The sequence below is a fragment of the Nocardia sp. genome (genome assembly GCF_025465275.1).
Classification (GTDB): domain Bacteria; phylum Actinomycetota; class Actinomycetes; order Mycobacteriales; family Mycobacteriaceae; genus Nocardia.
In genome coordinates, this window is record NZ_JAODNK010000118.1 from 11852 (window position 1) to 36705 (window position 24854).

Below are 24854 nucleotides of genomic sequence, written 5' to 3' on the forward strand. Positions count from 1 at the left end.
CTCACTGGAAACCTCCGACTGCGCGAACTGGTGTGAAAACAACTGGTAGAGAAGTCATTCCGTGCATGAACGGCGAAGGTCGCCGCACCAGGTGCTGCGCGGGCACTGCGAGATCCAGATCGGGCAGCCGGTCCAGCAGCACCTCGATACCGGTTCTGGAAATGATTTCGGCAATATGCTGCGCCGGGAACGGGCAGCGGTATTCACCGTGGCTGAAGGCGAAGTGCGCATTGTTGCCGGTGTGCACCGCATCCGAGACATGCTGGCGCACATGCGGATCGGTATTGGCAGCGGCCAGACCCAGCAGCAGCAGGTCGCCGGCGCGAATGGCCTTGTCGCCCAGGCGGGTATCGCGGGCCGCCCACCGTCCGGCGAGGATCGACGTGGGGCCCTCCTCCCACAGCACCTCGTTCATGGCCTGGCTGATACTGCGCCGGCCGCCGCCCAGCGCCGCGGCGAAGCGATCGTCTGTGAGCATGAGCCGCAACGAGTTTCCGAGCCAATCGCAGGTCGGCAGGTGACCGGCGGCGGTGATCGCCATGAGGTCGTTGACGTACTCCTCATCGGTGAACGGCGTGGGATAGGCCAGCATGCGCGAGACGAGATCGTCGCCCGGTGTGGCCCTCTTCATGGCCACCAACCGCTGCATATGCCCCATGAACTGCAGGTGCGCGCCCTGGGCGTCGGCGCCGCCGTCGGCCATCACCTTCATGCTCCACGCCAGATGCGGCCCCTCCTCGTTCGGAAGTCCCAGCAGCGCCGCCAGCGCGAGCACCGGCAGCGGTTCGGCGAATTCGGCGACCAGATCGGCGGTACCGCGACCACAGAATCCGTCGATCAGCCGATCCGCCAAATCCTCACAGATGCGCCGCAATTCGAACGGATCCACCGATTCGAGCGCGGGCTCGACCATGGCCAGATGCCTGCGGTGCTCGGCCCCGGCGGTGAAATAGATGGACGGCATGGGCTGCCCGACCATGGGCAGCAGCGGCCAGTCCTCCGGAATATTGCCCCACTGATTCCACAGGCTCACATCGCGCGGGAACAGCTCCGGACTATTGGTGACCTGATGCATCTCGCGATAACCGATGACCAGCCAGGCGGGCACGCCGCCGGGCAGTTCCACGGCCACCACGGCACCGTGTTCCCGCCGCATATCGTTGTAGAGGTGATGCGGGTCGGAGTGGAACCGGGGGCCGCCCAGCTGCACTGCTCCCGGCTGGACCGGGCAGTACCCTCGATCGGGCGAGGTCATCAGACGTTCTCCGGGGTGTAGAGGTATTCGACCAGCGTGATCAGCACTTCCTTGCACGAATCACGATGTCGGGCATCACAATCGATGAGCGGCACGTGTGGATCGAGATCCAGCGCGTCGCGTACCTCCTCGGGCCGGTAGCCCTCGCCGAAGTTGTTGCACGCCACGATGAACGGGGTGCGCTGATGCTCGAGCCGGTCGATGGCGTACCAGGAGTCGGCGATTCGGCGCTGATCCACCAGCACGATGGCGCCCAGCGCGCCGGTGAACAGCCGGTCCCACAGGAACCAGAAACGCTCCTGGCCGGGTGCGCCGAACAGGTACAGCACATGCTCGGCGTCGATGGTGATGCGGCCGAAGTCGAAGGCCACGGTGGTGGTCGATTTGCCTGGCGAACCCGCCAGATCGTCGACGCCCACGCTGACCTGGGTCATGGTGGCCTCGGTATCGAGCGGCCGAATCTCACTGACAGCGCGCACCATTGTCGTCTTGCCGACGCCGAAACCGCCGACGATGACGATCTTGAGGCCTTGGCTGGCCGAGGCGTGCAGGGGTGCGTCGGCGCGGGCCGGACGGGGGTCAAAGGTTGCGGAGTCCAACGAGCACCTTCTCCAGGGTGGTGGTGTCGGGCAGCGAATGCCATTGCGCGGCCGGGTTGTGCCGCGGATGCCGCACGGTGATCCTTCCCGCGAGCAGCAGATCCGACAGCAGAATGGTGGCGATGCCGACCGGTAATCGCAGCTCCGCCGCGATCTCCACGACGGCGGTCGGCGCCCGGCAGATCTCGAGGATGGCCGCATGCTCCGATTGCATGCCCGGCGCCGGATCACACTCGCTGACAACAAGAGTCACGAGATCGAAGGCGTCGGAGTCCGGGCTGCTGCGGCCGCCGGTCAGCGTATAGAGCCGGTCCGGATCCTCGTCTGGCCTGGTCACGACACGCTCGCTCCTCGTGGCGCCACGGCATCACGGACCGGCGCGCCAGGGGTATCGCGGGCGCGCGGGGCAGCGGCGAGATGCTCGCCCAACTGCTCCACCAGCTCGCGCATATTGTGGCCGACCAGCCCGGCATCGGCGTCCTCCGCGGCGACCACCGCGATATGCGCGCCCACCCCGGCCTCCACGATGAACAGAATGCCGCCGTAGAACTCGGTCATGGACTGGCGCACACCCCCGCGGCCGTCACCGAATTCCACGGAGGCGCCGTGCGAAAGGCTTTGAATGCCTGCGGCGATCGCGGCCAGCTGATCGGCGCTGTCGTTCCCCAGTTCCGGGGTATGGCAGATCTTCAGGCCGTCACCCGACAGCAGCAGGGCGTGCCTGGCGCGCGGGGTGCGGGTGAGCAGTTGTTCCAGCAGCCAGCCCAGCTGCGATGCGGACAGTGTCATTTATCGGTCTCCAAGGCGGACGGGGAAGGGGTTGCGGTACTTGCGTTCTCCCGCCCGTTCACCGCGCGCTGGAAAGCGCCCAGCGCGGACGGCGACACCGGTCGGGAATGCGCGGAACCCGTGGGATCGTTCAGTGCGGCCAGGCCTTCGGGATGCACGGCCGCCAGCGTTTGACCGCGCCGGCGCCTGGGTAGCCCGGAAACGGTGGATGCCGAAGCGTCCTCGGCTACTTCGGCCGCCTCGATCGGCCGGTCCGCCAAAACCGAAGTGCTGCCCGAGAACCCGGCCGTGCTCTCCGGAAACGTGAGGGCGTTGACGGCGCTCGCGGTGGTGACGCCGAAAAGCGCGGAATCGGCGTCGGCCAGAAAGGAATCGATGCGCCGCATGCCGGGGCTCGTGCGAGGTCCGGCCGAATCGCCGCCGGTGTATCCGGATGCCGTGCTCGGGCGGCCCGATTCCAGGCTGGTGAACGCGGGCGGGAGGTACGTCGAATCCGCCTGCGTGAGTGCGGGTCCCGCTGCGGGGTGAGTGGGACCTGAACTGGTGAACATCGGGGGCGTGCTGGGGCGGGCCGCATCCCCGCTGGTGAGCGCGGTGGCCGGGCGGCCCGGTTCCAGACTGGTCAGCGCACCGGGGCGCGTCGGCTCGCCTCGGATGAGGGCGGGTGCGCTGCCGGTGTGGCCGGAGGCGGTCGCGCCCGGGTTCTGGACGGGGAGCGGGATGGCGGCGACCGAGCCGGGGGTGCGGTCGAGGCGGGTAGTCAGTTCGCGGGGGACGACTACGACTACAGCGGTGCCGCCGATGGCGGAGGGGCGGTAGGAGACGGTGAGGTCGTGTTTGCGAGCCAGGTAGCCGACGACGGCCAGGCCGAGACGGGTACCGGACAGTGAGGAGAGGTCGGAGCCGGCGAGGTTGTAGCGCGAGCTGCTGCCGCGCTGGGCGGGGTTGGCGCCGGTGGATCGCGGGTTGCCGCCCTGACCGGAGACGGTGAGTTCGGCTCGGCGCAAGGCGGATTCGCTCATCACCAGGCCGCTGTCCTCGATGGTGATCACCACGCCCGCAGGGACCTCGGCGGCGTAGACGTGCACCTCGGTGGTGGGCGGGGAGAAATTGCAGGCATTGTCGAGCAGTTCGGCCAGCGCGTGCATGATGCCCTCGGCGGCGTGCCCGGCAATGGCGATCTCGGCGACGGCCCGCAGCCGTACCCGCTGATAGCCCGCCACCCGGCCCATCGCACCGCGCAGAATCGATTCCATGGCAATGGGTTTGGCCCAGCGCCGCCCGGATCGTGAACCACTGAGCACCGCGATGCTGTCGGCCAGCCGGCCCGCCTGCGCAGTGCGGTGATCCAGTTCCAGCAGATCCGCGAGGACCTTCGGATCACCGTGCCGGTGTTCCATTTCCCGCAGTTCCGCCAGCATGCTGGTGCTCATGGCCTGCATGCGCCCCGCCGCACCGGCGAAGGCCGCCATGGCCGCCGCGCGCCGGTTATCGCTCTCCTTGGTCTCGCGCGCCTGTTCGGCGCCGGCCTCGGTGATCGATTGAATACGGCGGTGGCCGTCCGCAAGTCGGGCCTCGGCCTCGGCGATCACGGCCGCGGTGCGGGCTTCCGCCTGTTCGGCGCGCAGCTCGGCGAGCTGCCGTGCCCGCCCGATCTGGGCCCGGTAGTACACCGCGGCGGTAATCGCGGCGCACAGCAGTATCGCTACAACGCTCGCGCTGATCGCCACCGCGATCCGAATATCGCCGGGTGCGGCGAAGACCGCGCCGCAGACCGCCGCCGCGGTCAATCCGGCGCAGGCCGATAGCGTCGCGAATGGCAGCCGCGCACCCCGAACAGTATTCGGCTCGCCGCCTGGGGGATTCGATGACTCCGACAAGCTCTGCACTTCCGCACTCACGTTCACCGCGGCAGACACCGCGGTGGGATCGAGCACGCCCGCAGCTTCGCACACGTGAAATGTGCCGACCGACAAGCGGATTCGGATCTAGCGGACGAGCATAGGCGGCCCGGAAGGATGGCGCTACCTGAGAGCGAGCGGCCTGGCAAAGCTCAGTCCCGATAGTTGGGACGAACTTCCAGCGGCGGCAATGCGCTGTACAGCAGGGGTTCTCGGTGGGCTGGAGGCGATGCCGCTACGGCAGGCGCCGCCGTCTCACTCTTGGTCCGCTACTTCTCAGTAGTAGTGGCGTGCCGGGTGCGGGCACTGGCTATCAGCGAGCCGATCGCGAAGGCGAAAACCGGGAGACTGCCGAGCACGGCCCAGGAGTCACCCAGCCGAACATCGGGCAGCAGCAACACAACTCCCCGGATGATGCCGACGGTCACCCCGAGCACGCCGCCCAGCATGAATACCGCCATGGGCAGGCGGAGCCGGGCGGGGAGGGCGCGAAAAGTAATGCAGGCGGCCGCGAAAATAGCAGCGCCGCCTATGGTTACGGCTCCGGCGATGATCCACTTGTGTGCGGTGAGCACCCACTCGGGCGCGTCGAACGGGTCGTAGGTGGCCAGTAGGACGACCTCGACGGCAACCAGCACGGCATAGGCCGCTTTGATCAGTCCGGAACGCCCCCATGCCTGGGCGACCGCAATGGCGAGCAGCACCCCGGCCGCGACGAGTGAGACGTCGGCGATCAGCCCGGGCAGTCGCTCCAATTGTGTTGCCGAAGTGGTGAGATCGTCGCCCCACCGGTTGATGCCGGGCGCGCGCAGCAGCGCCCATACGGCCAGCAGTGCCAATCCGAGCGTCAATGGCCGGGATACGGGATTCGCCCAGCGCGGCGTCCGTACCGCCGCCGCGGCAGCGGCGAGCAGCGCGGCCAGAATCGGAACTGCGTTGTTCACTGGAACAGCCTTGCGCCGGCTTCGCCGCGCGACGGTTTACGCCGCGGCGAGTCGTTCTCCTCTTTGTCCCGGCGCAATAACTCGGTGAGCAATTGCCGGGTGCTCGCCTGCCGGATAGCGCTACCGGACCCGGCCCGCTGTGCCTCGGCTTCGGTGATGATGCCGGCCACCACCTGCACCTCGACCGGATTGGCGCTGTAGGCGCGCGCGATCTCGATCAGCGTCTCCACCGGAGGCGTCGCCATTGTGAGATGCCGGGCGAGCGTGGCCTGCGGGATGCCCGTCACCACGGCCATCGCCCGGGTGCTGTCGCCCCCTGTCAGCTCCTCGACCCACTGCTTCAACGGCTCATGCACGGTGCCATTGTCGCATGCGGTTGCCTCGAGTTCGGGACACGTGCCAAGGGGTCAGGACACGTGCCGGGGTCGGCTAGCGACTGCCGGTGCGCACGCCGTCGCGGATTTGATAGACGCGGGAGGTGGTGATGTCACCGGCGGCCTTGGCGATGAGGAAAACTCGTGCGCCTGCGACCGTCGCTTCCTTGATCTTGTTGCGCCAGAGGTCGTCTGCCGTCTGCGCCGCCTGTTTGGCGGCCTCTCGGGCATCGGTGGCCGCGCGGACCTGTTCGAGGTACTGCTGCGTGGTCATCTCGGATTCCTTCCGCGGGTGCCGGGGTTCGCCGCAACGGTAGGCGAATCGATGAGTCGTAGTCAAGACTGCTTGCCCCGAAAATGACTCACTCTCGATGCTGGAGGCAGCAGAATCCGAGGTCAGTGGCTTGGCAAACGTCATTGTTGTGCCGAGCACACCGAACCCTTCGGCCGCGCGTATGTGGTTCGTCGTGCGTCAGATGTAGTTCGCTCTGCGCATAATGCGAATGTTCCGACTTGACCTCAACCTTTGTCGAGGTCGGAGGCTGGTGGTCGAGCGAAACAACCAGAGAGGCAAAGCGATGCGAGTGGTCGAAGCGAAGGCATTCGGTGGACCCGAGGTGCTGGCGGTGAACGAAGTGCCCGATCCGGTGGCCGGTGCGGGTGAGGTCGTGGTCGCGGTGGCCGCGGCGGACGTGATGTTCCTGGACACCCTGCTGCGCAATGGCTGGGCCAAGGACTTCTTCCCCGTCGAACCGCCGTTCATCCCCGGCGGCGCGGTCGCGGGCGTGGTGGAGTCGGTCGGGCCGGACGTCGATCCCGAGTGGATCGGGAAGCGGGTGGCCACGCCGACCGCCGCCAGCGGGATCGGCGGCGGCACGCCGACCGGCGGTTACGCCGAGAAGGCCCTCGCCGAGGTGGGCACCCTGGCGGTGGTGCCCGAGGAATTGAGCATGGAACAGGCGGTGGCCCTTGTGCACGACGGCCGCACCGTCATGGCCGTGACCGATCGGGCCGCCATTGCGCCGGGCGAGTGGGTGCTGATCACCGCCGCCGCAGGAGGTTTGGGCACACTGCTGATCCAGCTGGCGCGATCGGCGGGTGCGCGGGTCGTCGCGGCAGCGCGCGGTGAGGCGAAACTCGCACTGGCGCAACGACTCGGCGCCACCGAGGTGGTCGACTACTCGCAGCCCGGCTGGATCGATCAGGTGCGTGAACTCACCGGCGGCGTGCAGGTGGTGCTCGACGGTGCGGGCGGCGAGATCGGCGCGGCCACACTGGCAGCCACCACTGCCGGCGGCCGGATCATCGGATACGGCAATGCCGCCGGAGGATTCGCGCTGATCGATGCCGAACAGGCGGCGGCACAGGGTATTGCCGTCGTCGGGCTGTTCGACATCACCACCGGTGACGTCGATTGGAATGCGCTGCACGAGCGGGCGCACGCCGAGGTGGCCGCCGGGCGGCTCGAAGTGGTCATCGGGCAGAGCTTCCCGCTGGCCGAGGCCGCCGCCGCGCACGCCGCCATCGAGGCCCGCACTGCGTCGGGCCGCACCATCCTCACGGTCTGACGGCTCCGGCTCCGGTCGGCGTGTCGGGGCTGTTCTCCCAGCTCCCGCCCGGATCGGCGGGCAAGCTGGGAGCCGGGCGGGGCTCGACCCGGAGGTAGCTGTGGGCTATTGGACAGGGCTGATCGGCGTGGTTGCGGCGGGTATGTGCCTCTGCGTCGTGCCCACTGCGGCGGCCGAGCCGAGCGTGCCTGTACCGGCGCCCGTCCAGACTCCCTCCCGCACTGCGATCTCCGTGCGCTCGGTGGTGCCCGGATTGGCGTGGGGCACGGCCAATGAGTCGGAGAGCGTCAGCGCGCTGTCTCTCGCCAAGCTGTACCTGATCGATTACGCGCTGCGCCACGGCGACGCGTCCGCAGACGATAAAGACCTGGGGGAGCGCATGATTCGCTACTCCGATAATGCCGCCGCGGATGCCATCGCCGCGAAATATCCGCATGCCATCGATGAGATCGCCGCCGAGTACGGGCTCACCGCGACGCGCGGCACCGCCGAGTGGGGCACCTCCTCGACGAGCACCGCCGACGTGTCCGAATTCCTGGTGGCCAAACTGCGCTCGGATCCGGACAGCCCCATCCTGACCTGGATGCGAGGGCCCGGCGAGGTCGCCGCGGACGGCACCAGGCAGGACTGGGGCACCGCTCGCCTGCCCCGGGTGCAGGGCACCAAGTGGGGTTGGTCGGATACGGGGGTGCCGGAGGTGTCGTCGGCCTCGTTCGGCCCGGGCTTCGCCGTCACCGCCCATACCTACGGCACGCCCGAGCAGCAGACCGAGGATGTGCTCGGGGCGGTGAACGCGATGCTCGACGGGATGCCGGCGCCGGGGCGTGAGCTGTTGCACGCAATCCCGGGCTTGCGGCTGGATAGTTTTAGTTTCACAATCGTTGTGTGATTACAACTGTCGGGGAACTCAGCAAGCAGCGTAAGACGCTGATCTTGGTCACCTGTTGTCTCAGCCTGCTGATCTCTTCGATGGACGCGACCATCGTGAATGTCGCCATCCCCACCATTCGGGACGATCTCGGCGCCGGGCTCAACCGGCTGCAGTGGATCGTGGACGTCTACACCCTGACCCTGGCCAGCCTGCTCATGCTGTCGGGCGCGGCCGCCGACCGCTTCGGCCGTAAGCGGATCTTCCGGATCGGACTCATCACCTTCGCCGTGGGCTCACTGCTGTGCAGCCTGGCGCCCAGCATCGATTTCCTCATCGGCGCACGATTTCTGCAGGCCGTCGGCGGTTCCATGCTGAACCCGGTCGCCATGTCGATCATCACCACCGTCTTCACCGGGCGCATGGAACGTGCTCGCGCCGTGGGTGTCTGGGGCGCCGTGGTCGGCATTTCGACGGCCCTGGGCCCGCTGGTCGGCGGGGTGCTCATCGATTCGCTGGGCTGGCAGTCGGTGTTCTGGGTCAATCTGCCGATCGTCGCGGTCGCGCTCGTGCTGACCACGCTCTTCGTGCCGGAATCGAAGTCGGCCAAGTACCGCGGAATGGATTGGGCCGGACAGGCTTTGGCCATCACCATTATGTTCACGCTGGTGTTCGGCCTGATCGAGAAGAAGCCGATCATCTTCGTACTGACCGCCGCGGCGCTCATCGGCTTCATCTGGCACGAGTCCCGGCACCCCTCACCCTTTATCGATCTGCGCTTCTTCCGCAGCTTCCCGTTCACCTCCGCCACCGTCATCGCGGTTGCCGCCTTCGCGGCGCTGGGTGCTTTCCTCTTCGATGTCTCGCTGTATCTGCAAGGGATACGGGGCTTTTCGGCCGTGCACACCGGTCTGCTGTATCTGCCGATGGCGCTGGGCATGCTCGTCTTCTCGCCGCTGTCGGGCCGGCTGGTCGGCCGGTACGGCACCCGGCCCTCGCTGCTGGCGGCCGGCGTGTTCATGACCGTCGCCGCGGTCGGCCTGACCCGGCTCGCGCCGGATACCCCGGTGTGGCAGCTGATCATTATGTTCGCGCTGTTCGGCATCGGTTTCGGCATGGTCAACGCACCCATCACCACGGCCGCGGTGAGCGGTATGCCGCTCGATCGCGCCGGCGCGGCGGCCGCGGTGGCCTCCACCAGTCGTCAGGTCGGTGTGAGCCTCGGTGTGGCACTGTGTGGCGCGCTCACCGGTTCGGGGCTGTGGTGGACGATCGCCATGTTCGCCGTCACCATCCCCATGCTGGGAGTCGCCGCGAACACCTCGTGGGCATACCGGACCCGTGATCGCGTCGCTCCGCTGCTCGAACAGAAGGTCCCCGCTCATGCCGGATGACACCCCCACCCCGGACCAGGTGTGGCGACAGATCACCCATCTGGTGATGGACAGCCGCGACGCCTACCGGCGTTCCGCCATGGAGCGAACCGGCCTGCCGTTCAGCCGAATTCGGGTGCTGCGGCGTCTGGCGGCCGGTCCGATGTCCGTCAAACAGGTCGCGTACGCCGCCACTCTGGACGCGCCCGCGGCCACGGTGGCGGTGAACGATCTGGAGGAACGCGGCCTGGTCGTGCGCGAGATCGATCCGACCAATCGGCGCTGCAAACTGGTGTCGCTCACCCGAGCCGGGCAGGAGGCGGTCGCGGAGATACTCGCCACGCCCGATCCCGCGCCGCCGCCCCTCGCCACCCTCACCCCGGCCGAACTGCGCACACTCGCCGATCTGCTGCACAAGCTCGAAGAGTGACTTAACTGTGGGCCATCCGGGCCGTAGGGTGGGCCGGGTGCGCAACCGACACTGGAAATCGACGGCGGCCATCTGCGGTGCACTACTGATCGCGGCGGGGGGAACCGGGTCCGCGGCCGTGCCGACCCCGGTGCAGCATCGGCCGGCAATGGATCTGCCTGCGCTGCCGGGATTCCCGGTCGCCGGCCGGATCGTGGTCATCGATCCCGGCCACAATGGCGGTGGCGGTGCGCATCCCGATGAGATCAATGCCCAGGTTCCGGACGGGCGCGGCGGCATGAAATCCTGCAATACCACCGGCACCAATGCCAATGATGGGTACAGCGAGCACGAATTCAACTGGGATGTGGCGCAGCAGGTGCGGGATCTGCTGACCGCGCGCGGCATTCAGGTGGTCATGAGCCGCGACAACGACACCGGCTGGGGTCCGTGTGTTGATGAGCGCGGCACGCTCGGCAATCGGGTCGGTGCGGCGGCGGTCCTTTCCATTCACGCCGATGGCGCTCCCGAGGGTGACCACGGGTTCCATGTGGCCTACTCCTCGCCCGCGGTCAACGATTCGCAGGGCGATCCGTCGATCCGGCTGGCCACCGCGCTGCGCGACGGTTTGGACGGCAAGGGCTTCACCGAATCCAACTATGTCGGCTCCCATGGTCTGGACCCGCGCGCGGACCTCGCGGGGCTGAATTTCTCCACAGTCCCGGCTGCCCTGGTCGAATGCGGCAATATGCGCGATTCGGGCGATGTCGCAATGCTCGAATCCCCGGACGGGCGTGCCCGATTGGCCGCTTCCCTCACCGACGCGATCATGGGGTACCTCGGCTAGATCCGGGCTAGCACAACGGTCTCGGCGACTCACGGCGCGGGGTGTAAAGATGCCCGGTTTGCCGTGAGTACATTGACCAGGTCATTGCAGACTCCGGGAAACCGGACACTTGAGTTCCGGGGAGGACTCTGTTGACCACGACCGACGTACAGCCACGCTCGCGATTCGCGGCCTGGCTGCTCGAGGACGCGGGGGAGCAGCACTCCCAGCTACCCGGGCCCATGACAAAACGCCCGCCCAAGGAACATCAGCATTCATGGTGGAAGGTGATGTGCCTGACCGGCGTCGACTACTTCTCGACGCTCGGGTATCAGCCCGGTATCGCGGCGCTGGCCGCAGGCGTGCTCTCGCCGCTGGCCACCCTGGTGCTGGTGGCGCTCACATTGCTCGGCGCGCTGCCGGTGTATCGGCGGGTGGCGAAGGAGAGTCCGCACGGCGGCGGCTCCATCGCCATGCTCGCCAATTTCCTGCCCAACTGGTGGGGCAAGATCCTGATTCTGGTGCTGCTGGGCTTCGCGGCCACCGACTTCACCATCACCATGACGCTGTCTGCGGCCGACGGCGCGGCGCATATTGTCGAGAACCCGAACGTTCCGGGCTTCCTGCACGACCAGAACATGATCATCACGCTGGTGCTGCTGGCGCTGCTGGCGGCGGTGTTCCTGAAGGGCTTCAGTGAGGCCATCAGCATCGCGGTCGTGCTCGTCGGGGTGTACCTCGCGCTGAACGTGGTGGTCGCGGTGGTCGGCATCGTCAAGGTGGCCGAGAACGGGTCCATGGTCACCGACTGGACCCATGCGCTCACCGCGCAGCACGGCAGTCCGATAGCCATGATCGGCGTCGCGCTGCTGGTGTTTCCGAAACTGGCACTTGGTCTTTCGGGATTCGAGACCGGTGTGGCGGTGATGCCGCAGATCAAGGGCTGCCCGGAGGACACCGAGGAATTCCCCCGCATGCGCATTGTCGGTGCGCGCAAACTGCTGACCACGGCCGCGTTCATCATGAGCGGCTTCCTCATCATCACCAGTTTCATCACCACCATCCTGATTCCGGAGGATGCGTTCAAGGACGGCGGACCGGCCAATGGCCGTGCGCTCGCGTACCTGGCGCATCAGTATCTGGGCAATGGTTTCGGCACGGTCTACGACATCAGCACCATTGCCATCCTGTGGTTCGCCGGCGCCTCGGCCATGGCCGGCCTGCTGAATCTGGTGCCGCGCTATCTGCCGCGCTTCGGCATGGCGCCGGAGTGGGCGCGCCAGATTCGGCCGCTGGTGCTGGTTTTCGCGGGGGTCTCGTTCGGTATCACCTGGTATTTCAATGCCAGTGTCGACGCGCAGGGCGCGGCCTATGCGACCGGTGTGCTGGTGCTCATCACCTCGGCGGCGGTCGCGGTGACGCTGTCGGCGGCGCGGAAGAAGCAGCGGTCGCGGGTCTTCGCCTTCGGTGTGGTGTCGGCGATCTTCGTCTACACCACCATCGACAATGTGATCGAGAAGCCGGAGGGCGCGCAACTGGCCCTGCTGTTCATTCTGGCGATTCTTGTGGTGTCGTTCGCTTCCCGATTCCGCCGGGCCTTCGAACTGCGTGCCGTGCACGTGACCTTCGACGAGAAGGCCGCGCAGATGATCGACGATCTGGCCGCGCGCGGCGAGGTCCGCATCGTCACGCACGATATCGATAATCGGCAGCCGGAGGAGTACGCGGAGAAGGAAGCCGATCAGCGGCGCGAAAGCCATATCCCCGCGGAGGAGCCGATTCTCTTCCTCGAGGTCATCGTCCGGGACCCGTCCGAGTTCAGCACCGAATTGCTGGTCACCGAGGTGGATGTGGACCAGTACCACATCCTTTCGGTCGAGGCCGCGGCCGTGCCGAACTGTATTGCCGCCATCCTGCTGGCCATTCGCGATCGCACCGGGGCGCCCCCGCACGTGTATTTCGAATGGACCGAGGGCAATCCGCTGACCAACCTGATGCGGTTCATGTTCTTCGGTGAGGGCGAGGTCGCTCCGGTGACCCGCGAAATCCTGCGCCGGGCCGTGCCCCGCAGGTCGCAGCGGCCGCACGTGCACGTCGACAGCTGACCTTCCGAAACCGTCCGGCCCCGCTGACGCACTGCGCAGCGGGGCCGTTCTCGTGCTGTCACCGGTTTAGATGTAACCGTGGGTTTCATGTACGCGTAGAATATTGCTACGCTCACGAAGCAATAGGTGACTGTGGGTCCGCTCACCCGGGTCTCCGACAACGCTGTCAAGAACTCGACACCAGGAGTATCGATGAAGCTACTTCCGAAACTGGGCCGCCGACCGGTGACCGAACCCGGTGAGGTAGCCCTGCACGCCCGGAACGTGCACTTCGACTGGTCCAATACCGCCCCGGTGTGGATGACCGCCGAACCGATCGCCTCCCATGTACTGAACGCGCTGAGCATGATGCTGCCCGAGGGTGAGCGCATGTTCCTCGTGACCTACGGGGAAGCCCTCGAACTGGTTCGGGACGAGAAGCTGCGCGAGGCCATGATCGGCTTCATCGGCCAGGAATCCATGCACGCCGAGAGCCATAACGGCGCGCTCGAAGAGGTCCTCGCCACGCACGGCATCGATGTGGAACCGTTTGTGCGACAGGCGGAATACCTGTTCCGCAAGACTCTCGGCCACCGTGAGATGGGGTCCGCGGCCGCTCAGCAGCAGGTGCTGGTGGAGCGGCTCGGCGTCATCGCCACCCTCGAGCACTTCTTCGCCTTCCTCGGCGACTGGGTGCTCAATGCCGATCTGGAGAAGTTCGACGCCGACCCGCAGATGCTGGACCTGTTCCGCTGGCATGGGGCCGAAGAGGTCGAACACCGCATGGTCGCGCACGATGTGGCCGAGTACTTCGGGGTCGGGTATCTGCGGCGCGGTGCGCTCATGCTGATCGTCTTCCCGATCTTCATCGCACTGCTGCTGCGCGGCACCAAGTATCTGGTGCATCAGGACCCGTCGCTGCCCAATCACCGGTATCCGGTGCTGGTCGCCCGGATCTTCGCCTCCATGTGGCGGGGTGCGGTACCCGGCATTCCGTCGCTGCTGATCAGTGCGCTGTCCACCTTCAAGCCCGGGTACACCCCCGAGCCCGTGGGTTCCAGCGCGCAGGCCATCGCTTACCTCGCGCAGTCGCCGGCTGCCCGAGCCATGGCCTCGTGAGCGGGAGCCGACCGGTTCCCGCGCAGCCGCCGCTCGACCTGTACGGGAAGGGGCGCTCCGACCGCGCCACCCGTGTGCTCGATGCCATCGCGGAGACCCGGCTGCGCTGGACCACCCTGGTGAACCGGCACGAACCGCCCGCCCGCGTCGATGATCGGCGGCTGCCGCTGGTGCTGGTCCAGCGCCGGGTGGAAGCGCACGACACCGATGTCATCAGCCTGATGTTCACCGCGGCCGACGGGCGGGCGCTGCCCGAATGGCGGCCGGGTGCGCACCTGGATCTCGAACTGCCGTCGGGGCGGGTGCGGCAGTACTCGCTGTGCGGTGATCCGGCGGACCGGCATGCCTATCGAATCGCGGTGCGCCGCATACCGAACGGCGGCGGCGGATCGCTCGAGGTGCACGATTCGCTGACCGTGGGAACACCGGTCACGGTGCGGGGGCCGCGCAATGCGTTCCCCTTCGTACTGCCGGGGTACGGATCCTCCGCCGCGCGAGTGCATTTCGTGGCGGGCGGTATCGGCATCACCCCGATCCTGCCGATGGTGCGCATGGCGCACCGGCTCGGCGTGGACTGGACCATGGTGTACGCCGGGCGCAGTCGCGACACCATTCCGTTCCTGTCGGAGGTCGAATCCTTCGGGCATCGGGTCACCATCCGTACCGATGACGAGCACGGAATACCTACCGCGGCCGATCTACTGGCCGGGGTCGGGACCGATACCTCCGTCTACTGCTGTGGGCCGGTCGTCATGACGCAGGCCATTGCCGACTCGGTGCGCGAAATGCCGGGCGTGGAACTGTATTCCGAGCGCTTTTCGCCGCCGCCGGTGGTGAACGGCACCGCCTTCCGGGTGGAGCTGGCTCGTACCGGCGAGGTCATCGACATTCCCGCTGACAAGTCGGTGCTCGAAGAGGTCCTGAAAGTTCGCCCCGACAGCCCGTATTCGTGCCGCCAAGGCTTCTGCCGCACCTGCCGGGTCAGTACGCTCGCGGGCGAGATCGACCATCGCGACACCGTGCTCACCGACGGCGAACGGACCGCCGGCGACATGCTCATCTGTGTATCCCGTTGCGCCGGCGACCGTTTGGTCCTGGACCTGTGACACCCTCCCAGGAGAAGATCGTGACCGATCAACCGACCATCATCGCCGCGGCCGAGCGCGTCGTGCGCAGTGGCGAATTCGAGATCGCCGTCTACGAATACGGTGAGCCCTCCGCGGAAACTGTTGTGCTGGTGCACGGCTGGCCCGATGACAATCACCTGTGGGATCGGGTGGTGCCGCTGCTGGCCGACCGCTTCCATGTGGTCACCTATGACACCCGCGGGCACGGTCGCTCCACGCGGACCGACCGCACCGAGGACTACCGGCTCGAGCATTTCGCCGCCGATTTCTTCGCCGTCGCCGATGCGGTGAGCCCGGATAAGCCGGTGCACATCCTGGCGCACGACTGGGGCTCGGTCGAGATGTGGGAAGCGGTGTGCGAGCCCGAAGCGGCCACGCGCGTAGCGTCTTTCACCTCGGTGTCCGGGCCGAACCTGGACCACATGGGCGCCTGGGTGCGTGCCGATCTCTCGCGGGGTAAGGTGTGGGGTCCCTTCACCCAGCTGCTGTCCTCGGCCTACACCGGGCTGTTCATGACGCCCGGGCTGCCGAAGGTGGTGCTGCGCCCGCTCGGCACCGAGAAGGTGTGGTCGCGGTTCGTCGGTCTCATGAATGACACCTCGCCCGAGAACATCAAATTCGGGCCCGAGTTCCGGCGCGACTTCTTCGACGGTATGCGCATCTACCGGGCGAATATCGTGCAGCGCATGACCGGTCCGCGTGATCGTCGCACCGAGGTTCCGGTGCAGCTCATCATCGCTCGTCGTGATGTGGCGGTGCGGCCGGCCGGTTATGCCGATACCAAGGAGTACGCACCCAACCTGTACCGGCGCGAGGTCGGCGGCGGGCACTGGCTGCCGTTCTCGCATCCCGAGCTGCTGGCGACCTCCACCGCCGAACTCATCGACTCGCTGCGCACCGGGGATACCCCGCGCACGCTGCGGCGCGCCGAAGTCGGCCGGGAGCAGCGGAAATTCGAGGATCAGCTGCTGGTCATCACCGGCGGCGGCAGTGGCATCGGCCGCGAGACTGCGCTCGCCTTCGCGCGGGGCGGTGCGGAGGTGGTGCTGTCGGATATCAACCTCGACTCCGCCAAGGAGACGGTGGAACTCATTGCCCGCGAAGGCGGTACGGCACACGCCTACCAGCTGGACGTATCCTCCGCGGAGGCCGTCGATGAGCACGCTGCCACGGTGATCGCCGCGCACGGTGTGCCGGACATCCTCATCAACAATGCGGGGATCGGTCAGGCGGGGGACTTCTTCGACACTCCCGCAGCCGAATTCGATCGGGTGCTGAATATCAATCTGTACGGCGTGGTCAACGGCTGCCGGGCGTTCGGCAAGGCCATGTCCGAGCGTGGGCTCGGCGGTCACATCGTGAATCTCTCCAGCATGGCCGCATACACTCCGCAGCGTGGTTTCTCGGCGTACTCCACCAGCAAGTCGGCTGTGTTCATGTTCTCCGACTGCCTGCGCGCCGAACTGGCGGGCAAGAACATCGGCGTGCACACCATCTGCCCCGGCATCGTGCACACGAATATTGTTGCCACCACTCGCTTCTCGGGTGTTTCCGCCGCGGAGGAGGCGGCCAAGCAGGAGCGCTTCGACAAGCTCTACGCGGCGCGCCGCTACGGGCCGGAGAAGGTCGCGACGCAGATCGTCAAGGCGGTCGAACAGGGACGTGACATCGTGCCGGTGACGCCCGAGGCGTGGTTGCAGTACCGCTTCAACCGCTTCGCGCCGACCGTTGCCCGCTTCTTCGCGGCGCGGGTGAAGCTGACGTAGCCGCGCGTCCTCGGAATAAGCATGTGCCCCCTGCGAATATCCGCAGGGGGCACACTCATTTCAATCCTTGCCCGCGAATGTGCACCGGGGTGATGGCGGCTAAGGGTATCGCTGCCGTGGCCGCGCGGTCGTCGCTGTGGTGGCGCGGGTGTTTTCGTACCCAGCGGATATGTGGTTCACACCGGCCGCTGTTCCCCGAATTCCGGGGTCTGTCGGGGCGGTCCGCGTGCCAGTAGCTTTCGGCTATAGCACGACTACTGCCGTTCGGCAGGGGAGGGGCGAGAGCTGATGACCGGGATAGTGGTGATGGGCGCGTTCTTGATCGCGGTACTGGCGTTGTTCATCGGGATGGATCGCCGAGCAGGGCGGCGAAGGAACCGAAGGCGTTGGGGCAGTGGTTCTTACGGGAGTTCGGATGGTTCTTCCAATTCCGGCGGTTACTACGGGGGATCCGGCGGCGGGCACAGCCACGGTGGGCACGGGTGCGGCGGGGGCCATAGCGGGTGTGGCGGCGGTAGTGGCTGCGGTGGCGGCGGGTGTGGTGGCGGCAGTGGTTGCGGTGGTGGCGGGGGCTGCGGCGGTGGTGGCGGTGGCGGCAACTGAGCCGTTCAGCCGCTGGTTATCTGTGCCTGCTCGATGGCGGCCACCCGCTCGGCTGGGATGCCCCACGGGTTATCCACTCCCGCAACCGTATCCAGGTCCCACAGCACGCACCGCTCACCCGGGCGCGCCACCATGGACCAGGCCACCACTGTGCGCCCGAGTTGATCCGCCATCGGGTCCGCGTTCATTCCGCGGGAACCCTCACCCTCCGGGAAATGGTGCAGGAATCGCCCGTACGCCGCGTCGCAGAACCGCGCATACCGCAGGGTGCAGAGGATGAGCCCGTGCCAGGCTTCGTCCACCGCATGCGAGGGCATACCGATCACCTGATCGTCCCGCATGGCGGCTCCGCAGCAGCGCAACCATTGCCGCAGACCGGTTTCCACGAGTTCCCGGGGCTGCCACGGACTGGTCTTGTAAACGGCCTCGGGGAGTTCCAGGGCGTCCACGACGTGGTTCAGCTCATCGAGCCGGGGACGCCGGAAGCGTTGCAGCACCATGATTCACGGTACGACAGTGGGTTCCTCGCCCGCATGCCGCTGTTCTCCGCGGGTTGCGCGCAGGCTGGTGAAGGTGACCGTCGCCAGCACCACCACGATGAACACCAGCGAAGTGGCGGTCGGGATCTGGGGCACGCCGCTCCAGATGCCGTGCGCCCAGTGCAGCACCAGCTTCACGCCGATGAAGGCGAGAATGGCGGCCAGGCCGTAGGCCAGGTGCACCAGTCGCGACAGCGCGGCGTGCAGCACGAAATACAGTGCGCGCAAACCGAGTAGCGCGAAGGCGTTGGTGGCGAACACCAGGAACGGGTCACCGGTGACGCCGTAGACCGCGGGGACGGAGTCGACGGCGAAGACCAGGTCGGTGGCCATGACCGCGGCCACCACCAGGGCGAGCGGGGTGAGCGCCCGGCGACCGGCCTGCCGGACGGTCATGCGGGTGCCCTGGTAGTCGTCGGTGACCGGCATGAACCGGCGCATCAGCTTGACCGACTTCATCGACGACACGTCGACTTCCTGCTCGTGCCCACCCGCCGCATCGGCCAGCAGCTTCACGGCGGTGACCAGCAGGATCAGGCCGAACAGCAGGAACGCCCAGTCGAGCGTGGCCAGGGCCGCCGCGCCCAATGCGATGAAGATGCCGCGCAGCACCAGCGCACCGGCGATGCCGTACAGCAGCACTCGCTGTGCCAGCGCCGCCGGGACCGCGAAGGCCGACAGCAGCAGCATGAAGACGAACAGGTTGTCGACCGACAGCGACTTCTCCAGCAGATATCCGGTGAAGAATTCCATGCCGGTGGTCGAGCCGTGGCCGGTCCACAGGAAGATGCCGAAGGCGATCGGCAGGGCGATATAGAAGACGGTCCAGCCGATGGCCTCACGCATGGACACTTCGTGCGGGCGGCGGGTGATCGCGAAGTCCAGTACCAGCAGGGCCAGTACGACGGCGATGGTGCCGCCCCACAGCCATGGTGTGCCGATGGTGTGGATGGCGGCGGGACTGGCAAAGAGCGTTAGTTCAGGACTCATAGGGACCTCCTCGGGCAGGAAAAACCGCCTGAGGTCTCCTTCACCCGTGTCCTCGGGCAACCACCCGGGGATCGCGATGGCGCGATCCGTATTGACCGGAATGATTCTTGGGAAGTACTCCCCTCGCCGCAGAGGATAGCCGACCCTTAACTCACGTGTCCAACTTGCCGCGCCGTGTGCGTCGTCACCCGGCGCGGCAAGTTGGGCCTAGCGCGGGCTGAGAACCACCACCGAGATCGGTCGTGACGTCTTCTTTTGATACTCCGCGTACCGGCCCCCATTGACCTTGTCGACCAGCGCGAATCGCCGCTCGTAGTCCGCATCGTCGGGATAGGTGGGTCGAGCGGTGACCTGGATCTTGGTGGTGCCGACCTGGATCGCGACCTCCGGCGCGGCCTTCACATTCGCCAGCCAGCCCGGGGGCTTCGAGGAGCCGCCATTGGATGCGGTCACCAGGTAGTCCTTGCCGTCCTTGGCATAGGTCAGCGCCGATGTCCGCGGCTGACCGGTCTTGCGGCCGACCGTCCGCAGCAGCAGCGTCGGATTGCCGAACAGCAGCCGGTGCCCGACAAGCCCGCCGGTGTTCTCGTAAAGCCACTGGTGGCCGCGCAGCACATTCCCGAACAGATTCGCCATTTGTCCTCCTGCTCTCGTGTTAACGACAGCCTATGCGGTTCACGATCTGATCATGAAGCCGCCGATACGGTGGCCTGGCCCGCGCTGCCGGGAGCTCGAAATCCGCTCGAACACAACAGGATCGAACAAATGAACACTGCCCTGGTGGCCTCTCCGATCAAAAGCCGCAACCCCGTGCTGGTGTGGCTCGTCTGGCCACTCATCACCCTCGGGATCTACTTCCTGGTCTGGTACTACAAGATCCACAAGGAGATGGCAGAACTCCGCCGCGACCCCGATGCCCCCGTGGCCGGCCCGCTCCTGGTCATGATCTTCCTGTCCTGGACCGGTATCGCCGCCATCATCAGCTTCTGGCGCACCGGCACCCGCATCAAGGAATCCCAACAGGCAGCAGGCCTCGAAGGCACCTGCAACCCGATCCTCGGCTTCCTCCTCAACTTCGTCTTCGGCCTCGGCATCCTCTACTACCAGCTCGAGCTCAACAAGATCGCCGACCGCTTCGACCGATAACCGAAACCCGCCCTGCCCCGCCCGATTCGGGCCGAGGCACCGCAACGAAAGACCCCCGGCGCCATCCCCGCCGGGGGTCTTCCGCCCCCCAACCTACGACACCGTGGAAACCCGCGGGCCCAACTAGGCATCCTCCCATTCCTCGCGGTAGCATCGCGAGGCCCGCAGCACTCCGCAGCGGTCAAGGGGCGGTAGCTCAGTCGGTTAGAGCGGTGGACTCATAATCCATTGGTCGCGGGTTCGAGCCCCGCCCGCCCCACTTATGAACCTGGGCAGGATGGCAGACCATGGCATCTGCGAAAATTGTTGCATAGGTGGACATTTGATCTGAGCGAGGCCTGTGCGCCGGGTGCTCAGCTTTGAACGTCGGGGGTGGCGGGGGGTGCGGGCTGGGGGACTAGGCGGCGCAGGCCCTTGCGGTCGTAGTAACGGGTCATGGCGAAGCCGAAGACCAGGGCGAGGATCAGCCCGATCGCAATCATGATCCAGGCGTGGGTGAGTCCGGCGTCGCCGCGAGCGTCGAAGTAGAGGATGGATCGGACGCCGCCGGCGAGCTGGTGCATGGGTTCGAACCGGGACAGGAAGCGGTAGAAGCCTGGGACTGCCTGCAGGGGGATGGTCAGGCCCGAAGAAGGCAGACCCATGACCACGAAGACGACCATGGCGACCAGTTGGCCGATTCCGCCGAACGCGGCGTAGATGGCCAGCGCTCCGAGCGCTACGGCCAGTGCCGCGCAGTAGGAGAAGATCCACAGCAGCGGCAGGTGGGAAGCATCGATGCCGAGGATGCCGATCGTGGAGACCATGAGCAGGGTGACGGTGACCGCGGTAAGCGCGGCGGTCATGGCCATCTTCAGCAGCAGGGTTCGGGTGCGGTTGATCGGGACGGTCGGCCGACGGCGGTGCCAGGGGCCGATCTCGGTGTCGGCGTAGCCGAGTCCGGAGTCGACGCCGCTTTGAATGACGTTGGCGGCCAAGAAGCTCATCATGACGATCACGAGGGCGTAGTAGAAGGCGGTCAGGCCCAGGCCGCTGTGCTGGCCGAGGGGGTGTCCGGGCTGGATCGTGATGTGAACCGGGTCCGCGAGCAGGAGTTTGGCGGCGGCATCGGCGTCGGGGCCGGCAGCTGCGGCCAGTTGGGATCCAAGCGTCATGGACGCCTGCTGGGCGGCCTGGGTGCTGATGGTCTGAGCGAAGGAGGATCCGAGGCTGCCTGTGCCGGGGTTGGTGAGCACCGTCAGTGTGGGGCGCGCGGTCGCCGTGTTCGTGACCAGAGCGGCGACGGAGTTGGTGAAGTCGGCCGGGATGGACAACTCGCCGTAGACCTTGCCCGAGTCCATTTGGTCCTGCGCCTGGGCCTGGGTCAGGACACGCCAGTCGACCGCGTGAGATGTGCCGGCGGTGAGGGACTGGGTGATCTGGGTGCCCAGGTTCTGCTGCTGGCCCGGCAGGGGTTGACCCTGGTCCGCATTGACGACGGCGATCGGCAATCGGTCCAGGTTGCCCATGGGATTGACCACGCCGCCCATATAAACCAGGGACAACACGACGGTGAGCAGGGTGCTGAGAAGGGTGGGCATAAGCCAGAGCTTGGGGACGCGCAGCAGGGCCTTGACGGGCACCTGAGGATTGGTGGCGGTCATGAGGCAGTATTGATCATTATTGATCACATTCGCGCTCGCCACCCCGTTTCCAACTCAACTGCCGCAATCGCTGGGGTCCACGCCCCCGGCGCGATTGGTCAGACACGCTGCTGACGCCGGCGGTCGACCACCGCGCCGCGGCGCGGTTGTCGGCGAGAATTCTTCGACCGTAGGGGTTAGTCGGTCGATCTGGTTGTGGAGGGGGCCGCGAAGGATTGGCGGTCGCCTGTCCAGGCTTCGGGGGAGACCAATTTTTCCAGGTCTTCGAGGGTGGCCGGGGTTAGTTCTACTGTTGCGGCGGCGGCGTTTTCGAGGATTCGGGCGGAGCGGCGGGTGCCGGGGATGGGGACTACGTCGGAGCCCTGGGCCAGGAGCCAGGCTAGGGCTAGTTGGCCGGCTGTGATGTTCAGGCGGGTGGCTAGGTCCTGGAGTGCGGCTACCTGGGAGAGATTGTTTTCGAGGTGGTCGCCTTGGAACCTGGGGTCGTTTCGGCGGAAGTCGCTGGTGGCCACGGTGGTTGAGTCCAGTGTGGCGGTGAGCAGGCCGCGGCCCAGAGGGCTGTAGGGGACCAGGCCGATGCCGAGTTTGCGGGCGGTGGGGACGATGTCGCGTTCGGGCTCTCGCCACAGCATCGACCATTCGAATTGCACTGCGGCGATGGGGTGCACCGCGGCGGCTTCGGTCAGCTGTTCCGGGGTTGCTTCGGAGATGCCCAGGTGGCGGACCTTGCCGGCGTGGACCAATTCGGCCATGGCGCCGACGGTTTCGGCTATCGGTACCTCGGGGTCGATGCGGTGGAGGTAGTAGAGGTCGATGACGTCGCGGTCGAGCCGCTGCAGTGATGCGTCGCAGTATTCGCGAACGTGTGCGGGGTTGCCGTCCAGGTGGACGCCGGAATCTGTGCGGATGATGCCGAATTTGGTTGCTACTCGGACCTGTTCGCCGGCGTCCCGCAATGCGCGGGCCAGGAGACGCTCGTTGGGGCCGCCGCCGTAGCTCATTGCGGTGTCGAAAAGGGTGACACCGGCATCGATTGCGGTGTGGATGGCGGCAATCGACTCGTCGTCGTCGGTCGCGCCGTAACCCTGGGAGAACCCCATGCATCCCAAACCGATTGCGGAAGTGGTCAATTCGCTGCCGAGCTGGTGCTGCTGCATGCCCCCATCGTGCTGACGGGGCAGGGATCGCGCAAATAGGAATTCCGATGGGTCTCATCGGCGCTCCTATGGGAGTGGTGGCGCGATTACCTGGTGGCGGCGAGGTGTTCGCCGTAGAAGAGCATGAGACCGACGCCGGCGGCAATGCCGCCGAGCAGCCAGAAGCGGATGATCACGGCGGTTTCCGGCCAGGCGCTCAGTTCGAAATGGTGGTGGAAGGGCGCCATTTTGAAGAGGCGGGTGCGGTTGGCTTTGAAGACGGCGATCTGCAGGGCTACGGAGAGGATTTCCGCTACGAAGAGGGCCCCGATGACCGTCATGAGGAGTTCGGTCCGGGTGGTGATGGAGATGCCGGCGATGAGGCCACCGAGGGCGAGGGAACCGGTGTCGCCCATGAAGATCTTGGCGGGGGCGGCGTTCCACCAGAGGAAGCCGATGCAGGCGGCGGCGCCCGAGGCGCAGACCAGGGACAGATCCAGCGGGTCGCGCACGGTGTAGCAGCCGAGGCCGGGCTTGATCGAGCAGGCGTTGGTGTACTGCCAGATGGTGACGATGACATACGCGCCCAGGGCCAGCGCCATGGATCCGGCGGCCAGGCCGTCGAGGCCGTCGGTGATATTGACCGCGTTCGACCAGGCGATCACGAGGAAGACCACGAGCACCAGAAAGACGATGATGCCGAAGGAGAGGAACGGGTAGTCGCGGACGTAGGACAGGTGCCGGCTCGCCGGGGTCAGGCCCGAATTGCTGGGGAAACGCAGCGCCAGGATCCCGAAGACGATGGCCGCGGTCAGCTGCCCGAGGTATTTGCCCTTGGCAGTCAGGCCCAGATTGCGGTGTTTGTACAGCTTGATGAAGTCGTCGAGGAAACCGACCACACCGAGGGCAGTCGCCAAACCGAGGACGAGGAGTCCGGAGGCCGTCAAACCCTCTGAGTCATAGCGCATTCCGATCAGATGCGAGCCCAGATAACCGGCCCACATGCCGATGATGATGGCAATGCCGCCCATCGTCGGCGTGCCGCGCTTGGCCTGATGACTGGCCGGACCATCCGACCGGATCTCCTGCCCGACATTCCTTTTCGCGAACAGCTTGATCAGCAGCGGTGTCAGTGTGATCGACACCGCCAATGCGATCATGACCGCGAAAAAGATCTGCCTCATCTACCCACCTCGTGCCGCGAACAGTTGAGCTGACGCTATCCGCAGCCCCCGGAGCGGTTCACAGGTGGGTTCGGCTCCGCGGTCGGCGCCTGTCAGAGGACGGCCTGCGTTTGGGTGACCTTGGCGACGAGTTTGCCCGCATCATCACGAATCTCGGTCTCGATGACGATGAAGCTGCGCCCGGCGTGCAGCGGCCGCGCGGTGGCGGTGGCATAACCCGAGCGGACACCGCGCAGGAAATTGGTCTTGGACTCCACGGTGGTGGTGCCCTGCTTGCCCTCCGGCAGATTCAGGAAGGCGCAGACCGCGCCGGTGGAATCCGCGAGCGCCATCAGCACGCCGCCGTGCATGCCGCCGCCGAGGGTGCACAGTGATTCGTCCCAGGCCAGGCGGCTGCGGACCTGCTCCGGTCCGTGCTCGAGCACCTCGATGCCGAGGCGATCGGCGAACGGCATGGTGCTGAAGAGTTGGGTTCCGAGCGGATCCAGTGCGGTGTCGGTCATGGGTTCGACTCTGCCGCATGAGGTGCCGCGTCGCGATTACCTCGGGGGTAATGCCGGGGCGGAGACCGGTGGCTCGGGTTAGGAGGCCGCTGATACCGCACCATACGA

Annotated in this window: 25 protein-coding genes and 1 tRNA gene; 11 read left to right on the forward strand and 15 right to left on the reverse strand. The window is 66.5% G+C overall.

The window, feature by feature from the left end:
• Nucleotide 1 precedes the first annotated feature (1 nt).
• From JWN03_RS26375 to JWN03_RS26410, 8 genes are all read right to left on the reverse strand, one after another.
• Nucleotides 2–1255, reverse strand: a complete 1254-nt coding sequence (locus tag JWN03_RS26375; RefSeq protein ID WP_297620505.1) for a cytochrome P450 — start codon at nt 1253–1255, stop codon at nt 2–4.
• Entirely contained in the window at nt 1255–1854 is a 600-nt protein-coding gene (locus JWN03_RS26380) for a GTP-binding protein (protein ID WP_441343060.1), read from the reverse strand. The genes JWN03_RS26375 and JWN03_RS26380 overlap by 1 nt, the downstream gene beginning before the upstream one ends.
• Nucleotides 1835–2191 carry a DUF742 domain-containing protein gene (locus JWN03_RS26385; protein WP_297620509.1) on the reverse strand — a complete coding sequence of 119 codons (357 nt, stop codon included), beginning with the start codon at nt 2189–2191 and terminating at the stop codon, nt 1835–1837. The genes JWN03_RS26380 and JWN03_RS26385 overlap by 20 nt, the downstream gene beginning before the upstream one ends.
• On the reverse strand, nt 2188–2643 hold the full coding sequence (locus tag JWN03_RS26390) for a roadblock/LC7 domain-containing protein (RefSeq protein ID WP_297620512.1): 456 nt from the start codon (nt 2641–2643) through the stop codon (nt 2188–2190). The genes JWN03_RS26385 and JWN03_RS26390 overlap by 4 nt, the downstream gene beginning before the upstream one ends.
• Nucleotides 2640–4580, reverse strand: a complete 1941-nt coding sequence (locus JWN03_RS26395; RefSeq protein WP_297620515.1) for an ATP-binding protein — start codon at nt 4578–4580, stop codon at nt 2640–2642. The genes JWN03_RS26390 and JWN03_RS26395 overlap by 4 nt, the downstream gene beginning before the upstream one ends.
• 233 nt (nt 4581–4813) lie before the next feature.
• The gene (locus JWN03_RS26400; RefSeq protein ID WP_297620518.1) at nt 4814–5488 is read right to left on the reverse strand and encodes a hypothetical protein; all 675 of its coding nucleotides are present in this window, start codon (nt 5486–5488) and stop codon (nt 4814–4816) included.
• Nucleotides 5485–5844, reverse strand: a complete 360-nt coding sequence (locus tag JWN03_RS26405; RefSeq protein ID WP_297620521.1) for a hypothetical protein — start codon at nt 5842–5844, stop codon at nt 5485–5487. Before JWN03_RS26405 ends, JWN03_RS26400 begins: the two co-directional genes overlap by 4 nt.
• A 73-nt stretch (nt 5845–5917) precedes the next feature.
• Nucleotides 5918–6136, reverse strand: coding sequence for a hypothetical protein (locus JWN03_RS26410; protein WP_297620524.1), 219 nt, complete (start codon nt 6134–6136; stop codon nt 5918–5920).
• Between the two features lie 304 nt (nt 6137–6440).
• On the opposite strand from JWN03_RS26410, the gene JWN03_RS26415 reads away from it, so the two are divergent.
• The 9 genes from JWN03_RS26415 to JWN03_RS26455 all read left to right on the forward strand — a co-directional run bounded on the left by JWN03_RS26415 (nt 6441) and on the right by JWN03_RS26455 (nt 17002).
• Nucleotides 6441–7430 (forward strand): zinc-binding dehydrogenase, encoded by a 990-nt coding sequence (locus JWN03_RS26415; RefSeq protein WP_297620527.1) that lies wholly within the window; start codon nt 6441–6443, stop codon nt 7428–7430.
• Between the two features lie 100 nt (nt 7431–7530).
• Nucleotides 7531–8319 (forward strand): serine hydrolase, encoded by a 789-nt coding sequence (locus JWN03_RS26420; protein WP_297620530.1) that lies wholly within the window; start codon nt 7531–7533, stop codon nt 8317–8319.
• Nucleotides 8316–9692 carry an MFS transporter gene (locus JWN03_RS26425; protein ID WP_297620533.1) on the forward strand — a complete coding sequence of 459 codons (1377 nt, stop codon included), beginning with the start codon at nt 8316–8318 and terminating at the stop codon, nt 9690–9692. The genes JWN03_RS26420 and JWN03_RS26425 overlap by 4 nt, the downstream gene beginning before the upstream one ends.
• Nucleotides 9682–10101, forward strand: coding sequence for a MarR family winged helix-turn-helix transcriptional regulator (locus JWN03_RS26430; RefSeq protein WP_297620536.1), 420 nt, complete (start codon nt 9682–9684; stop codon nt 10099–10101). Before JWN03_RS26425 ends, JWN03_RS26430 begins: the two co-directional genes overlap by 11 nt.
• Before the next feature lie 37 nt (nt 10102–10138).
• Entirely contained in the window at nt 10139–10927 is a 789-nt protein-coding gene (locus JWN03_RS26435; RefSeq protein ID WP_297620538.1) for an N-acetylmuramoyl-L-alanine amidase, read from the forward strand.
• 221 nt (nt 10928–11148) lie between these two features.
• A complete protein-coding gene (locus JWN03_RS26440) occupies nt 11149–13011 on the forward strand; it encodes an amino acid transporter (protein ID WP_297620604.1) in 1863 nt (620 codons plus the stop codon).
• 192 nt (nt 13012–13203) lie between these two features.
• Nucleotides 13204–14109: a metal-dependent hydrolase gene (locus JWN03_RS26445; protein ID WP_297620541.1), complete on the forward strand. Its 906-nt coding sequence runs from the start codon at nt 13204–13206 to the stop codon at nt 14107–14109.
• Nucleotides 14106–15215, forward strand: a complete 1110-nt coding sequence (locus JWN03_RS26450) for a PDR/VanB family oxidoreductase (protein ID WP_297620543.1) — start codon at nt 14106–14108, stop codon at nt 15213–15215. The genes JWN03_RS26445 and JWN03_RS26450 overlap by 4 nt, the downstream gene beginning before the upstream one ends.
• Before the next feature lie 17 nt (nt 15216–15232).
• Nucleotides 15233–17002, forward strand: a complete 1770-nt coding sequence (locus tag JWN03_RS26455; RefSeq protein WP_441343061.1) for an SDR family oxidoreductase — start codon at nt 15233–15235, stop codon at nt 17000–17002.
• Nucleotides 17003–17610: 608 nt separating this feature from the next.
• Here JWN03_RS26455 and JWN03_RS26460 read toward each other — a convergent pair.
• The 3 genes from JWN03_RS26460 to JWN03_RS26470 form a co-directional block, all read right to left on the reverse strand.
• Nucleotides 17611–18105 carry a hypothetical protein gene (locus JWN03_RS26460; protein ID WP_297620549.1) on the reverse strand — a complete coding sequence of 165 codons (495 nt, stop codon included), beginning with the start codon at nt 18103–18105 and terminating at the stop codon, nt 17611–17613.
• Nucleotides 18106–18108: 3 nt separating this feature from the next.
• Entirely contained in the window at nt 18109–19134 is a 1026-nt protein-coding gene (locus JWN03_RS26465; protein ID WP_297620552.1) for a TerC/Alx family metal homeostasis membrane protein, read from the reverse strand.
• 207 nt (nt 19135–19341) lie between these two features.
• Entirely contained in the window at nt 19342–19770 is a 429-nt protein-coding gene (locus tag JWN03_RS26470) for a nitroreductase family deazaflavin-dependent oxidoreductase (RefSeq protein ID WP_297620555.1), read from the reverse strand.
• Nucleotides 19771–19899: 129 nt separating this feature from the next.
• Between JWN03_RS26470 and JWN03_RS26475 the strand changes: the two genes are divergently transcribed.
• Together JWN03_RS26475 and JWN03_RS26480 are read left to right on the forward strand one after the other, a co-directional pair.
• On the forward strand, nt 19900–20280 hold the full coding sequence (locus JWN03_RS26475) for a DUF4234 domain-containing protein (protein WP_297620558.1): 381 nt from the start codon (nt 19900–19902) through the stop codon (nt 20278–20280).
• Between the two features lie 185 nt (nt 20281–20465).
• A tRNA-Ile gene (locus JWN03_RS26480) sits at nt 20466–20539 on the forward strand.
• A 94-nt stretch (nt 20540–20633) separates the two neighbouring features.
• Here JWN03_RS26480 and JWN03_RS26485 read toward each other — a convergent pair.
• The 4 genes from JWN03_RS26485 to JWN03_RS26500 form a co-directional block, all read right to left on the reverse strand.
• Complete coding sequence (locus JWN03_RS26485; RefSeq protein WP_297620561.1) at nt 20634–21965, reverse strand: YhgE/Pip domain-containing protein; 1332 nt, start codon at nt 21963–21965, stop codon at nt 20634–20636.
• A gap of 134 nt (nt 21966–22099) precedes the next feature.
• A complete protein-coding gene (locus JWN03_RS26490; RefSeq protein ID WP_297620564.1) occupies nt 22100–23080 on the reverse strand; it encodes an aldo/keto reductase in 981 nt (326 codons plus the stop codon).
• An 86-nt stretch (nt 23081–23166) separates the two neighbouring features.
• A complete protein-coding gene (gene mraY / locus JWN03_RS26495) occupies nt 23167–24243 on the reverse strand; it encodes a phospho-N-acetylmuramoyl-pentapeptide-transferase (RefSeq protein ID WP_297620567.1) in 1077 nt (358 codons plus the stop codon).
• Between the two features lie 92 nt (nt 24244–24335).
• Complete coding sequence (locus tag JWN03_RS26500) at nt 24336–24746, reverse strand: PaaI family thioesterase (protein WP_297620570.1); 411 nt, start codon at nt 24744–24746, stop codon at nt 24336–24338.
• Nucleotides 24747–24854: the final 108 nt, after the last annotated feature.